This window comes from Niallia sp. 01092, from assembly GCF_052318935.1.
In the GTDB taxonomy this organism is placed as follows: domain Bacteria; phylum Bacillota; class Bacilli; order Bacillales; family Cytobacillaceae; genus Niallia.
The window spans coordinates 31,539-45,777 of sequence record NZ_JBQRKO010000027.1 but is presented as its reverse complement, the minus strand read 5'-3'; the positions used below and the strand labels follow the sequence as shown (position 1 = coordinate 45,777).

The 14,239-nt window shown below is 35.4% G+C and carries 8 protein-coding genes; 7 read left to right on the top strand and 1 reads right to left on the bottom strand.

Annotated features, from left to right (window positions below; all coding sequences use genetic code 11):
* Nucleotides 1-761 precede the first annotated feature (761 nt).
* Nucleotides 762-1,487 (top strand): response regulator, encoded by a 726-nt coding sequence (locus ACTXGU_RS19695; RefSeq protein ID WP_443483230.1) that lies wholly within the window; start codon nucleotides 762-764, stop codon nucleotides 1,485-1,487.
* On the opposite strand, the gene ACTXGU_RS19690 is transcribed toward ACTXGU_RS19695, so the two are convergent.
* Complete coding sequence (locus tag ACTXGU_RS19690) at nucleotides 1,465-1,641, bottom strand: anti-repressor SinI family protein (protein ID WP_443483229.1); 177 nt, start codon at nucleotides 1,639-1,641, stop codon at nucleotides 1,465-1,467. The two genes, ACTXGU_RS19695 and ACTXGU_RS19690, sit on opposite strands and share 23 nt — an antisense overlap.
* A 240-nt stretch (nucleotides 1,642-1,881) precedes the next feature.
* Here ACTXGU_RS19690 and ACTXGU_RS19685 point away from each other — a divergent pair, with 240 nt between their 5' ends.
* From ACTXGU_RS19685 to ACTXGU_RS19660, 6 genes are all read left to right on the top strand, one after another.
* On the top strand, nucleotides 1,882-7,035 hold the full coding sequence (locus ACTXGU_RS19685; RefSeq protein ID WP_443483228.1) for an AAA family ATPase: 5,154 nt from the start codon (nucleotides 1,882-1,884) through the stop codon (nucleotides 7,033-7,035).
* A gap of 523 nt (nucleotides 7,036-7,558) precedes the next feature.
* A complete protein-coding gene (locus ACTXGU_RS19680) occupies nucleotides 7,559-8,368 on the top strand; it encodes a transporter substrate-binding domain-containing protein (RefSeq protein WP_443483245.1) in 810 nt (269 codons plus the stop codon).
* A 104-nt stretch (nucleotides 8,369-8,472) separates the two neighbouring features.
* The gene (locus tag ACTXGU_RS19675) at nucleotides 8,473-9,129 is read left to right on the top strand and encodes an amino acid ABC transporter permease (protein ID WP_443483227.1); all 657 of its coding nucleotides are present in this window, start codon (nucleotides 8,473-8,475) and stop codon (nucleotides 9,127-9,129) included.
* A complete protein-coding gene (locus ACTXGU_RS19670; RefSeq protein WP_443483226.1) occupies nucleotides 9,126-9,848 on the top strand; it encodes an amino acid ABC transporter ATP-binding protein in 723 nt (240 codons plus the stop codon). Before ACTXGU_RS19675 ends, ACTXGU_RS19670 begins: the two co-directional genes overlap by 4 nt.
* 527 nt (nucleotides 9,849-10,375) lie before the next feature.
* Complete coding sequence (locus ACTXGU_RS19665; RefSeq protein WP_443483225.1) at nucleotides 10,376-12,001, top strand: glycoside hydrolase family 13 protein; 1,626 nt, start codon at nucleotides 10,376-10,378, stop codon at nucleotides 11,999-12,001.
* 272 nt (nucleotides 12,002-12,273) lie between these two features.
* Nucleotides 12,274-13,926, top strand: coding sequence for an extracellular solute-binding protein (locus ACTXGU_RS19660; RefSeq protein ID WP_443483224.1), 1,653 nt, complete (start codon nucleotides 12,274-12,276; stop codon nucleotides 13,924-13,926).
* Nucleotides 13,927-14,239 lie beyond the last annotated feature (313 nt).

The window sequence follows — 14,239 nt, the reverse complement described above, 5'->3', positions numbered from 1 at the left end:
TTTTTCGAACAATAGATATTACCTCAGTGTCATTTTTTATGCATGAACTCTTAGTAAATTGTATATATTTCCATTGTATATCTTTGTTACTATTTCTATCAATTGGCTGTTTTCTCAAAGTTTGTTGTTTTTTACGTAAAATATTGGAAGAAGAAGTACTCAGCAGACTGAATACACGTAGACTCCTGTGGGAATGCGAGAAAGACTCGGGCGCCACAGGAGCGTATGCGACGGCACTGAAAAAGTGTTTTATTAGATAAATTATAGGTGAAACACTTAAATATATTAGGGTAAAAATGGTATAGAGAGTTTGAAAACGACCATCATGTTGGTTAGGAGAGGCGTCCGCACGACTCCTGCGGGATTAGCGAGACAGGCGAGACCCTGCAGGAGCGTAGCGACGAAGCGGCTCGGCGCTCGCCCCGCGGAAAGCGTGTGGTAAGCCTCGGAAAACCAAACGAAAACCTCTTCGTTGCTTAGATTGTCACTACCTATATTTTATAGCATTCACTTTTTCAGTGGCCTCGAGGTACGAGTGAGGAGGCTCGAGCTCGCTAAACGGACGAAGTGTATTCAGGCTGCGGGTTTAAAAGCAACAATCTATACGAAAACAGCCTATCAATTAAATCGACTTTGTTCCCTTGAAAATGTTATAATTTTCAAAAAAGAACAGCTATAATAATGAATGGAATAGCTAAGGATGAGTAGTTGAATTTATAAAATGTCTTCCATAGACAGGAGCAATTGTAGGAGGAATAGGGATGGATGGAGAAAAAATCTTGATTGTCGATGATGATGATGACATTAAAGAAGTGTTGAGGTTGTATTTACATAAAGAAGGATTTCAAATTTTTTGTGCACACAATGGTTATGAGGCATTAACGATAATGGACATGCAAGAACCTGATTTAATTTTCCTTGATATTGTTCTTCCTGATCTCGATGGCTTTGAAATTTGTCAATTAATAAGAAAGAAAACGGATGTTCCAATCGTATTTTTAAGCTCTAAAGAAGAGGATATAGATAAAATATTAGGGTTAAGAATTGGGGGGGATGATTATATTACAAAGCCATTTAGTCCAGGTGTTTTAATTGCAAGAATTAAATCACATTTAAGGAGAAGTCGTCAACACCGCTCCAAGCTAAATGACAATAAAAAAAATGAAACGAGAGAAAGTGTATTATCATTTCCTGAACTTTCCATTGATTTAGAAAGCTGTGTAGTGAAGAGGAATAATACGACCATTTCTCTCTCGACAAAAGAATTTCAGTTACTATGCTTATTAGCTAAAAATCCTGATCGTGTTTATCCTATTGAGCAATTATTTCAGAACATATGGGGAGAAGACAGCCTAGGAGATAATCGAACGGTTATGGTTCATATTAGCAATTTACGAAAGAAAATAGAAATAGATCCTTCAAAACCTATGTATATTTTAACGGTAAGAGGGATTGGATATAAATTCAATGGCTTTCGGGATCTGTAACGCATCTCTTTTGTAAAAAATTTCTCACCTCTGTAGTTGATAAACCTAATTTTTTTGCTTGCATGATAAGAAGGTACCATTCCTGATCAATTTTTCGTTCTAAATGGTAAAGGTTAGGCGTTTCGAAATGAGTATTTTCAACCGGACTTTTCATTTTTACCCCCCACTTAATAATATTTCTACTAACAGAATAATAAAAATATTATAATTTCAGTATAAATCTACCTTAAGTTTTGCTAAAGTTTTATGGAAAAAGGGCTGCGCTGCGCTTACTTACAAAACTAATGAAAGAAATACGCTGCTGTTTCTTTTTTCTTCTATATTAATATTTAGCCATCATGTGTGAGAATCTACTTTTTTTGTCAAACTAACCTTAAAGCAAGGGTGATGATAAATGATGCAGTTAATTGGTTATAAAGTCGATAAATTATTAGAGTCAAATACATTTTGGAATTATTATTCCGCTTATTCCGCGGTTGATAAAAAAGAAGTCATCATTAGAATGGTAAATAAGCGTTATCAAGATATGTATGATGCAGATGATTTACAAAAGGAATATCATTTCAGCATCCCGTTTTCTCCCAACCTATCTCTATTAAAATACGAAAAAAAGGGTGAAAGCGGAATTTTTGTTTATACACCTTTTCGTGTAAAGTCTTTAGAAGTATTTTTATCCTTAAGATCTGTATCTTTAACGGAATTTTTCACCATTGCTCTCGAACTGACAGAGATTATTGCAAGCATCCATGCAGAGAATATTTTGATTCGGAATTTACACCCAGCTAATATCCTCATTGACTTAATAAATAACCAAGTTGATTTAATTGGATTGCAAGAAGCTATTAACTATCGAAAGGGAAAGACACCTTTTGAAAAGGTAAAAGGAATAAATGATATCAACCACATGGCCTATTCTGCTCCAGAAATGACGGGAAGAATGGATCGAGAGGCTGATAATCGGACAGATCTATATGCTCTGGGAGTTATTTTTTATGAAATGCTTACGAAAACGTTGCCTTTTGCTAATACAGACCTAGGTGACCTGATTTACGCTCATTTTACAAAGATTCCTTTATCACCGAAACAAATCGACTCTCAAATCCCTGAAAGTTTGTCCAAACTTATTTTAAAATTATTATCGAAAATGCCGGAAGACAGATACCAATCCGCTGATAGTCTATTATTTGATTTGAAAAAATGCTTTATAGAATATAAAGAAACAGGAGTCATTCAAGATTTTATTCTCGGAACCTATGATCGAAAGAAGCCAAAAGAGCAGGCCATGTATGGACGTAGTGAAGAGCTTCATCTCCTTCTTGAAACATATGAGAAAGTAATGGCTGGACAGGTTGAAACGTTATTTGTTTCTGGTCCGTCTGGGAGCGGGAAAACGACGCTTGTCAACCAATTAAAAGCGGCAGCAGAAGAAAATGAAGGCTTTTTTCTTTCTGGTAAATTTGATCAATTATCAAACAATAAACCATTTGTTCCAATCACACAAGCTTTTCAAATGTTTGCGAGAAAAATTGTATCTTCAGGCAAAAAAACGATTCAAGAATGGAACGACTTGTTAATGAGCAAGTTAGGGGAGCAAATGAATGTTATGACTTCCTTTCTTCCTGAACTAGAGTGGATTGTGGGGGAAAAACCACATCCAGAAAATGTATCCTCTATGGAAAGCCACACAAGATTTTTATTCACTTTTCAAGCTTTTATTCAGACCATTGCAGGCAAAGCTCCCATTGTCCTATTTATTGATGATATTCAATGGGGGGATGCTGCTACTTTTGACATACTTAATTATGTAATCAAATCACCTGAACTAAAAAATATTCTGTTTATTTTCGCTTTCAGAAATGAGGAAGAGATGGGAAATAGCGAGTATATGGATAAGCTTCAAACAGAGATACAAGCAATTGGAAGATCCCACCTTTCTATGCCTTTAACCTTTTTAAAAAGAGAAGAGGTGCAAGCATGGATTTCCGATTATTATGAATTAGCTTCAGCTTCATTGAGGGAGCTGTCCTCTTACATGTATCGTGTTACATTAGGGAATCCATTTTATATTCAGCAGCTATTGCAAACTGTTGAATTTCAAAAATTGATGGAAACGTACATAACAGAAAAGGAGAATAAGCCAAGTATAGAACCTCCTCAGCTGAAATTACATGATAATGTAATTGATTATTTAGTTTTCCTTATTAATAAACTGCCAGATGATTTAATAACCCTTTTAAAAACAGCCTCTTGTTTTGGGAATGAACTAAACGTAGAGGATCTTTCACTTTTTTATGGCCAAAAGAGGGAAAATGTAAGAAAACAACTTTTACAAGCTGTGGAAGAGGGATTTATGATTCCTAAACTTTCCTCTATTATCGAGCATGATGAAAAAGAAAATCCACATTTTATGTTCATCCATGATAGAGTCCAGCAAGCGCTTTATCAAATGTTGTCCACTTCTGAAAAAGTAAAAATGCACAAAGAAATCGGTCAGTATTATGCTAAAAAGCTTCCGAGTCAAATAGACAAACAGGATCTTTTCAATGCTGTCGAGCATTTGAATAGGAGTAAAGAAGTTTTAGATGAAAACGACCGTTTCCAACTAGCTGTATGGAATAAAGAGGCTGGTGAAAAAGCAATCCTAACATCTGCTTTTGAATCCGCGTTGCAATATTTTCAAAAGGCAAAGGAGCTTCTTCCAAAAGATGCTTGGATTGATCACTATCCATTAACATTTCAAATTTATATAGGGTATGGGGAAGCAGCTTATTTAAATAGACAGTTTGCAATATCGGAACAGGCATTTAATGACTTATTAACGTATGGAAAGACAATCGAAGAAAAGTTGGAAGTGTATAACTTAAAAATTATTTTATACAATTATTTGTTTCGAGTCGAAGATGCCGTTCGTACTGGCATGGAGGTACTAAATCTTTGTGGTTGGAAAATATCCAAAAATCCACATAAGCTTGCCATTTTACAAGAGCTTTTAATAGTAAAAAGCAGATTAACGAAAAAGAAACTTAACAACCTCTTAGAATTGCCAAAAATGAAGGAAAAGCAGAAAAGGTTAATAGTACAAGTCATTAATAATGTGAATGGTTCTGCTTACCATGATAATCAAAATTTATCGGCTCTATTAATGCTTAAAGCGTTATCGTACACATTAAAATACGGAGATACAGATATTTCAGCGATTGTATATAATAACTATGCTTTAATTCAAAGTGCTGCTTTTGGAAACATAGATAAAAGCTATGAATTTGGAGAATTATCGATTAAACATGCACAAAAAGAAGGGAAAAAGAGCATTTTAGCACAAGTATATTTAGTGTATGGAATATTTATAAATCAATGGAAGAGTCACATCTCACATAATATAACCTACTTACAAAATTCGCAAAAATATAGTATCGAGTCAGGTAATATGTTTCTAGCTAGTGCAGTAAGTTCCTTTATTTCATTAATCAAATTGATTAATGGAGATTCACTTGAAAAAGTAGTTGAAGAAGTAAATAAGCAGTTTCAATTTGTCAAACAAATGAACCATGAATTATCGATAAATTTTCTACGTGAATTGGAGCATTGGCTTCAAGTTATAATGGAGAAAGATATTCAGCCTAACTATAATATTCCTTTTTTGCAGGACAGTTCTTCAAATGAAATCATGCATTATACATTACGATTGCAAATGGCGTATTTACTAAATGAAAAGGATCAAGGGATCAAAATAATCGAAAATTTAGAACCTTTGATCAATAAAACATTCATTTTAGTAAATGCTCCAGAATACTACTTTTATCATACCTTGTGGTTATGTCGTTTATATCGAGAAGCTCCAAGATCAAAGCAGGGAAAATATAAAAAAGCACTTATGCATGATTTAAAAACAATGAAAAAATGGGCGGAACACTCGCCGCAAAATTATCAACATAAATACGCAGCGATGAAAGCGGAAATCGATTCGATTGTTTTTTTTAATAAAAATAGTGAAGGAATGTACGATCACGCAATCCAAGTGGCGATGGAAAATGGATTTGTACAAGATGCAGCTATTATTAGTCAATGTGCAGGGAAATATTATAATGAAAAAGGACTTTTGAAATTAGGAAGCTTATTTATGAAAGATGCATATGATCTTTTTCAAACTTGGGGTGCTGTAAGGATTGCTGAAAAAGTTTTAGCAGCATATCCCGTTATTAAAAAAGAACTTTCTGAAGATGATAAAAAAAAGGATCTTCAAACAGGAATGGATGTAAACGCAATTATCAAAGTTTCGCAAGCTTTATCAAGTGAAATTAAACTAGAGCAGCTTGTTATAAAAATGATGCACACCTTGATAGAGATTGCAGGGGCAGAAAAAGGGTATTTATTATTAAATGAAAAAAATGATTTGCAAAAAGTAATCAAAGGGAGTAATCAAAACGGCGTAAATCTGCTTGGGAATATGGAACTCGATGCGCTGAAAAAGGAATTGGCTGTGGAATTAATCCATTACGTACATACAACATTAGAGCCGATTGTGTTGGAAGATGCCGCAAATAATGGACTGTTCACCAATGAGCGCTATATTAAAGCTTTTAAACCTAAATCAATTCTTGCTTTTCCCATTTTGCATCAAAATCGTTTAATTGGCGTATTGTACTTAGAAAACAATTTAATTACGCATGCTTTTACACAAGAAAGAATTGAAATTCTCTCCTTACTAGCTTCTCAAGCAGCGATTTCTATTCAGAACGCACAAATATATTCGATTCTTGAAGAGAAGGTAAAAGAAAGAACAATCGATTTAGAAAACGCAAATGTTGAATTAGAAAAAGCAAATCAACACCTTGAAGAAGAAAAGAAAAAAAGAAGAGAGCTTCTTTCTGATATATCACATGATTTAAGAACACCGATTACATCAATTCAAGGTTATATTGAAGCCATTTTAGATGGAATTGTCGATACTCCAAGACAGCAAACTTTTTATTTAGAACGAAGCCTAGTTCGGATTAAATCCTTAAATCGACTTATTCTTGATTTATTTGATTTATCCCAGCTTGAAATCGGCAGTATTTCCTATTCTTTTGAAGCTGTATCGATTCGCAATCTTTTTGTATATATTACAAGCTTATTTGAATTAGATGTACAGGCTGAAGGGATAGAATATAAAGTGATAATGCCTAATCTAAATGAGCTGGACTTCCCAATTGTTTATGTCGACCCTGGGAGAATCGAACAAGTTTTGGCAAATTTGATTTCCAATGCATTAAAATTCATCCAATCCGGCTACATTGAAGTTCGCCTAGAAATCAATAACGAACAACAAACAGTTTCCATGTTTGTCACAGATACTGGATCAGGAATTGATCAAGACGATTTACCGCATATTTTTGTAAGGTCTTTTACTAAAAAAGGAAAATCAAAACAGGAAGGGAACGGATTAGGTCTTGCGATTTGTAAAGAAATCATCACCGCCCATCAAGGAAATATCGAAGCGATAAGTGAAGTCGGCAGAGGAACCACCGTATATATTGAGCTTCCAATTGTTGAAATGATTGACTAGGTGCCTTGAAGATTATTGTTAAGTTGGCTGTTTTCTCAAAGTTTTTGAAAAATGGGAGAAGTACTCAGCAGACTGAATACACGTAGACTCCTGTGGGAATGCGAGAAAGACGAGACCCCACAGGAGCGTATGCGACGAGGAGGCTCGACGCTCGCCCACGGAAAGCGAAGTGTATTCAGGCTGCGAGTTTAAAAACAACAATCTATACGAAAACAGCCTTTAAGTTTAAGTACCTGCCCCTAGTGAAACAGCACTTTATTGCACTTGGGGGAGTCACTATTGCCAAGTAGTGAAAATAATTGTTAGATTTTCTAACAATGTCGTTGTATATATATCGAAAAACTGTTATATTTTTAAAAAATACAATATACAATATGCATTTTTCGATATTGAATAGTTAGAAAAAGGAGGTATAATAAAAAGGTTTGTGCTGTTTATTTAAAGCACTTGAGGTATTTGTATTTCCATGATTAAATTAATAAATGTCATAATTTTTCTAAAATTCAGGAGGTATTAAATGAAGATGAAGAAATTTTCTATTTTTATTTTAGCACTCAGTTTTGCTTTATTCCTATCTGCATGTGGGACAAGCACAGATAAAAGTGAAGGTGATACAGAATCTAAAAAGTTGAGAGTGGTGACCGATGCAGCCTACGCACCATTTGAATATATGGATAAAGGGGAAATTGTTGGCTTTGATGTAGATTTTCTTAAAGCTGTAGCAAAAGAAGCAGGCTACGAATATGAGCTTGTTCATGTTGCGTTTGAACCGCTGTTATTAGAAGTAAAAGATAAGACAGCTGATATAGGGATTTCTGCTATTACAATTAATGATGAAAGAAAACAAACATATGATTTTTCAGTGCCTTATTTTTTATCAACAAACAAAATCTTAGTTCCAGAAGGCAGTGACATTAAAAATGCAGCTGATCTAAAAGATAAGGTTGTTGCCGTTCAAAGTTCAACAACTGGACAGGAAGCAGTTGAAAAACTTCTTGGGAAAAACAATAAAAATATTAAAAAGTTTGAAAATACGAACTTGGCGATTATGGAATTAACAAGCAACGGGGCAGATGCTGTTGTTGCGGATAATACGGTTGTTGAAGAATATGCAAAAAATAATCCAGATAAAAAATTAATCGTTATTGAAGATAAAGGCAGCTTTGAACCTGAATATTATGGGCTGGCTTTTCCAAAAGACAGCAAATTAAAGGCAGACTTTGATAAAGCGATTAATACATTATACGATAATGGAACTTATGCAAAAATTTATCAAGAATGGTTTAAATCAGAACCAGATACGGAGGATTTAAAAACACAGCAGAAAAAATAGTCTTTTACAATGAAATGAAAAGGATATAAACAAAGTTGCGTAGCTCTAATGCAAAAGTGTTACGCAACTTTTCGGTTTAGAGAGGAATTTATAGGGGGAAAAATATGGACTTTCGAACGGATATTATTATAGAATATGCTCCACTTTTATTGCGAGGAACATTGCTTACGGTTGCTTTAACCATTGCAGGAATTTTAATTGGAACAGCTTTAGGATTAATAGTTGGCTTAGGAAAAATAAGCAGAAATAAAATAATTGCTTTTCCTTTTGTCTGTTTTATTACATTTTTTCGAGGCACCCCATTACTAGTACAGATTTTAATTGTTCATTTTGGTGTAGTTCCATTGTTTATAGGGGAGACGAATGCGATTGCTGCAGGGGTTATCGCGCTTTCATTAAATGCCTCAGCCTATATTGCTGAAATATTTCGAGCTGGAATTCAATCCATCGATAAAGGACAAATGGAAGCAGCTCGTTCACTTGGGATGAATCATGTTCAAGCCATGAGATATATTATTTTGCCTCAAGCATTTAAAAGAATGATTCCACCCCTTGGAAATGAATTTATTGTATTAATAAAAGATTCTTCCTTAGTTTCAGTGATTGCAGCACCAGAGCTTATGTACTGGGGAAGAGCGATGGGTGCCGAATATTTCCGCGTATGGGAGCCATACCTTTCTGCTGCATTTATCTATTTATTATTAACGTTGATATTAAGCTTCTTGTTAAATCGACTTGAAAGAAGGTTGGCAGTGAAATGATTAAAGTGGAAAAATTAAAAAAGTCATATGGTGAACATGAGGTTTTAAAGAATATTAACATAGAAATAAAACCACAAGAGGTTGTCGTTGTTATAGGACCTTCAGGATCTGGAAAATCAACATTTTTAAGATGTATCAATCTGTTAGAAAGCATTACAGAGGGACATATATACATAGAAGGTATTGATATTTCAGATAAAAAAACAGATATAAATAATATTCGAACAGAAGTAGGAATGGTATTTCAGCAATTTAATTTATTCCCTCATATGACGGTACTTGAAAATATTATGCTTTCTCCTATAAAGGTAAGAAAAATGGAAAAAGAAAGTGCTCGGCAAAGAGGGTTGGAGCTGCTGAAAAAAGTTGGGCTGGAAGTGAAAGCCAATGTATATCCAGATTCATTATCTGGTGGACAAAAACAGCGTGTTGCTATCGCAAGAGCACTTGCAATGGAACCGAAAATCATGCTGTTTGACGAACCAACTTCAGCATTAGATCCAGAAATGGTTGGTGATGTGCTAGAGGTGATGAAGCAGTTAGCAAAAGAAGGAATGACGATGGTAGTCGTGACTCATGAAATGGGTTTTGCAAAAGAAGTAGGCGATCGCGTCATATTTATGGACGGTGGATATGTGGTGGAGGAAAATATTCCAAGTGAATTATTTGCCAATCCCCGTGAGAGCAGGACAAAATCTTTTTTGAGCAAAGTACTCTAGAATAGGTTTTTTAAAAAGTTCAGAAACAAGTATTAACCCTATAAAATTCTATACGAAAACAGCCAATTAAATAGGTATATCTAAACGCAAAGAAGCTATTATTCTTTGCGTTTAATCTTGATGTATGAATCATGTTGTCGATGCATATCTTTAAAAATGTAGAAAAGAAACGATTTCTTTAGTTAGGCAAATGAATAGGATAGATTTTATTCGTTATGATAAACCCAATTTTTAATTTGCTTCATTCACTGATAAATATAGTGGATTAAATAAAAAACGTAAACGTTTACTATTAAATTGTTGACTGTTATGAAGTGACATGGTAAATTTAAGAAAAGTAAACGTTTACATTAATGTGGAGTTTGCTTAAAGGTAAACGCTACTTTCGTTGAGTTTTGTTTAATTGTATTAAAATGGTTTAGGTTTACCGTAAACGTAAACGTTTACGCAAGTTCGAATTTGCTAATGACGTAAACGTTTACTTAGGTAAAGGGTTGCTAATTAAGTAAGCATGAGGAGTGTGTTCAATGAAAATGAAATGGTGGCAGACTGCAGTGGTTTATCAGATTTACCCGCGAAGTTTTCAAGACAGCGACGGTGATGGAATTGGTGATTTAAAGGGTATTATCCGTCGATTAGAGTATTTAGAAAAATTGGGGATTACCGCTATTTGGCTAAGTCCAGTATACCAATCACCGAATGATGATAATGGCTACGATATTAGTGATTATGAAGCTATTATGACGGAATTTGGCACGATGGATGATATGGATGAGTTGATTAAACAGGCTGACCAGCGAAACATCAAAATCATTATGGATTTGGTTGTTAATCATACATCAGATGAGCATAAGTGGTTTATAGAATCTCGTAAAAGCAAAGACAATCCATATCGTGACTACTACGTCTGGCGAGATCCTGTAAACGGCGAGGCACCTAATTCACTGAAATCAACTTTTAGTGGTTCAGCATGGGAATATGATGAAGAAAGTGGTCAATATTACTTACATCTATTCAGCAAAAAACAACCAGATTTAAACTGGGAAAATGAGAAAGTTAGACAAGAAGTCTGGGATATGATGAATTTTTGGCTCGAAAAAGGTGTTGGCGGATTTCGAATGGACGTAATTGATTTAGTTGGAAAAATTCCAGACAAAGAAATAACAGGAAATGGCCCCAAATTGCATGATTATTTACAAGAGATGAATAGGGAAACCTTTGGCAAATACGATGTGTTGACAGTAGGAGAAACATGGGGAGCTACACCAGAAATTGCTAAGCTTTATTCTAATCCAAAACGCAATGAGTTATCCATGGTCTTCCAGTTTGAGCATATTGGTTTAGACCAACAGCCTGGCAAAGAAAAATGGGACCATAAACCGCTTGAGGTGAATGAGTTAAAGCAGGTCCTTAGCAAGTGGCAAACAGCATTAGGCAATGAGGGTTGGAACAGTTTGTTTTGGAATAACCATGATCTGCCAAGGATTGTATCTCGTTGGGGAAATGATACAGCCTATCGTGTGGAAAGTGCAAAAATGTTTGCGATTTTACTGCATCTGATGAAAGGAACACCTTACATTTATCAAGGGGAAGAAATTGGCATGACCAATTACCCTGTCAATGATATAAGTGAAGTTGAGGACATTGAAAGCATAAACATGTACCATGAACGTTTAGCGAATGGCTATAAAAAAGAAGAAATTATTGCTTCTATTAATTCTAAAGGGCGAGATAACGCTCGGACACCGATGCAATGGGACGATACAGAAAATGCAGGCTTTACAACTAGAACACCTTGGCTGCATATCAATCCAAATTATCATGAGATAAATGTAGCTGCAAATCTAGCAGATTCGAATTCTATTTTTTACTGCTATCAAAAATTAATTCAATTAAGAAGCAAGAATCCAATTGTTGTTTGGGGAGAGTTTGAATTAGTGACGGATGTACCTGAGCAAGTCTTTATGTATCTGCGTCGTTATGAAGGCCAAACTTGGGCTGTAATTGCCAATTTTGGGGAAGAAAATACAACTCTTCAACTACCAGATTTGGGACAAAGTGATGAGGTAATTATCAGCAATTATGAAAAATTATCGGCTGACTTTAATCACTTGGATTTAAGACCATATGAAGCATTCGCAGTAAAACTATGACGTTGGTTAAATGATTTGGCTGATTTCTCAAAGTTTGTTGTTTTTTACGTAAAAAATGGAAGAAGAAGTACTCAGCAGCCTGAATACACGTAGACTCCTGTGGGAATGCGAGAAAGACGAGACCCCGCAGGAGCGTATGCGACGAGGAGGCTCGACGCTCGCCCACCGGAAAGCGAAGTGTATTCAGGCTGCGAGTTTAAAAGCAACAATCTATATGAAAACAGCCAATGATTTAAATCGTATGAAAACCTAATAATCAGGAGGAAACATTCATGAAGAAATTTTTCTCATTAAGTGCTGTATTGCTGCTGTTACTTGGTGTTTTGGCAGGATGTGTTAAAATGGGCTCCAGCTCTGAAGATGCGGAAACAAAAACGGTTGCATCGACAGAAGAATTAAAACCTTTCGGGAAATATGAAAAAACCGTTACTTATACTGTTGGGAAGGCAACACCAGGTATTCCTAAACTACCTAATGGGCAAACATACGAAGACAATGCTTACACACGTTACTTAAAAGAAAAGCTGAATATTCAAAATAAAAATATGTTTGAAGCGCAAAATGGGGAGAACTACGATCAGAAAGTTTCTATGGCAGTAGTATCAGGTGATTTACCTGATATTATGTCAGTTAATGCAGATACATTACGGGAATTGGTCGAAAATGACATGATTGCTGATTTGACAGATGTTTATGAAACGAGTGCTTCTGATTATGTGAAAGATAAATATAATTCTTACGAAGGGCGAGCATTAGAGGCAGCGACATTTGATGGTAAACTAATGGCCTTGCCATCAACACAAAATGCAAACATCCCAACAATGCTATGGCTGCGTAAAGATTGGTTAGATAAGCTTAGATTAGATGAACCGAAGACCATTGATGATATGGAGAAAATTTTAACACAATTTGTCCAAAAAGATCCAGGCGGCAACGGTAAAGGAAAAACGGTCGGTTTAGCCCTTTCTAAATCAGTTGGTGGGTTATACGGATCATTGTTCCAAGCTGATAATATCTTTGCAATTCATCATTCTTTCCCACGTCAATGGATTGAACAAGATGGGAAAGTAGTTTATGGGTCTATTACGGATGAAACGAAACAAGGATTAGGCATATTAGCAGATTGGTACAAAAAAGGTTTGATTGATCCACAGCTTGCTGTACGTGATAGCATTGAATCATTGATTGCAAGTGGTGAAGCTGGTGCGTTCTTTGGCCCTTGGTTCTCACCTGACTATCCGTTGAACGATGCAAGAAAGAATAATGAAGATGCCGATTGGCAGCCATACATCATTTCTCAAGATGGCAGTGGTGAAATCACAGCCTACACACAGAACCCAGCCAGTGAATTTTATGTGGTAAGAAAAGGCTTTGAACATCCAGAATTACTGCCTAAAATAGCAAGCGCGTTAAACGATAAGTTAGTTCGGGAAGATCTTAACTACCAGCCAGTTATTGATTTTAACAAAGGAGGTTTTGATGGTGGGAAGCCATTAAATATTGCTGTTAACTTTAATGATGCAACGGCACAGATGTATAAGGATCTTAAAGCAGTTGTTGATGGTGAAAAAGATTTTGAGACATTAACGCTTGATGATCGCACGTCCTATCAAAAGATTGAAGGTTATTTAAAAGATCCAGCAAAAGCAGATGCTAACCAATGGAGCGGCTATATGTCTAGAATGGTAGCTGGCAAGTTAATGGCTGATACAAAGGTTAACGAAATAAACCCTGTTTTCTTTGGCCAAACACAAAGTATGAAACTAAAATGGGCTAACTTAGTTAAATTAGAAGATGAGGCGTTCTTGAAGATTGTAACTGGTGAAGAAGATTTAGATTACTTCGATAAGTTTGTTAATACATGGAAGAAAACAGGCGGCAGCGATATTACCAAAGAAGTATCTGAAGCTATTAAAGAAAAATAATAAGAGGTGGGTACAAGTTAATAATTGTATATAGGCATTTTTTCTAAAAGTTTGTTGTTTTTGATTAAAATAATAAACATAGCTAAAGCACTGAGCAGCCTGAATACACGTAGACTCCTGCGGGAAAAGCGAGAAAGACGAGACTTGAGCAGGAGCAAAAGCGACGGCACTGAAAAAGTGTTTAATTAGATAAATTATAGGTGAAACACTTAATTTATTAGGATAAAAATGGTATAGAGAGTTTGAAAACGACCATCATGTTGGTTAGGAGAGGCGCCCGCACGACTCCTGCGGGATTAGCGAGACAGGCGAG

Coding starts and splice junctions, on each gene's coding strand:
- ACTXGU_RS19670 (WP_443483226.1), top strand. CDS start 9,126: ATGATTAAAGTGGAAAAATTAAAAAAGTCATATGGTGAACATGAGGTT.
- ACTXGU_RS19685 (WP_443483228.1), top strand. CDS start 1,882: ATGATGCAGTTAATTGGTTATAAAGTCGATAAATTATTAGAGTCAAAT.
- ACTXGU_RS19690 (WP_443483229.1), bottom strand. CDS start 1,641: ATGAAAAGTCCGGTTGAAAATACTCATTTCGAAACGCCTAACCTTTAC.
- ACTXGU_RS19665 (WP_443483225.1), top strand. CDS start 10,376: ATGAAAATGAAATGGTGGCAGACTGCAGTGGTTTATCAGATTTACCCG.
- ACTXGU_RS19695 (WP_443483230.1), top strand. CDS start 762: ATGGATGGAGAAAAAATCTTGATTGTCGATGATGATGATGACATTAAA.
- ACTXGU_RS19660 (WP_443483224.1), top strand. CDS start 12,274: ATGAAGAAATTTTTCTCATTAAGTGCTGTATTGCTGCTGTTACTTGGT.
- ACTXGU_RS19680 (WP_443483245.1), top strand. CDS start 7,559: ATGAAGAAATTTTCTATTTTTATTTTAGCACTCAGTTTTGCTTTATTC.
- ACTXGU_RS19675 (WP_443483227.1), top strand. CDS start 8,473: ATGGACTTTCGAACGGATATTATTATAGAATATGCTCCACTTTTATTG.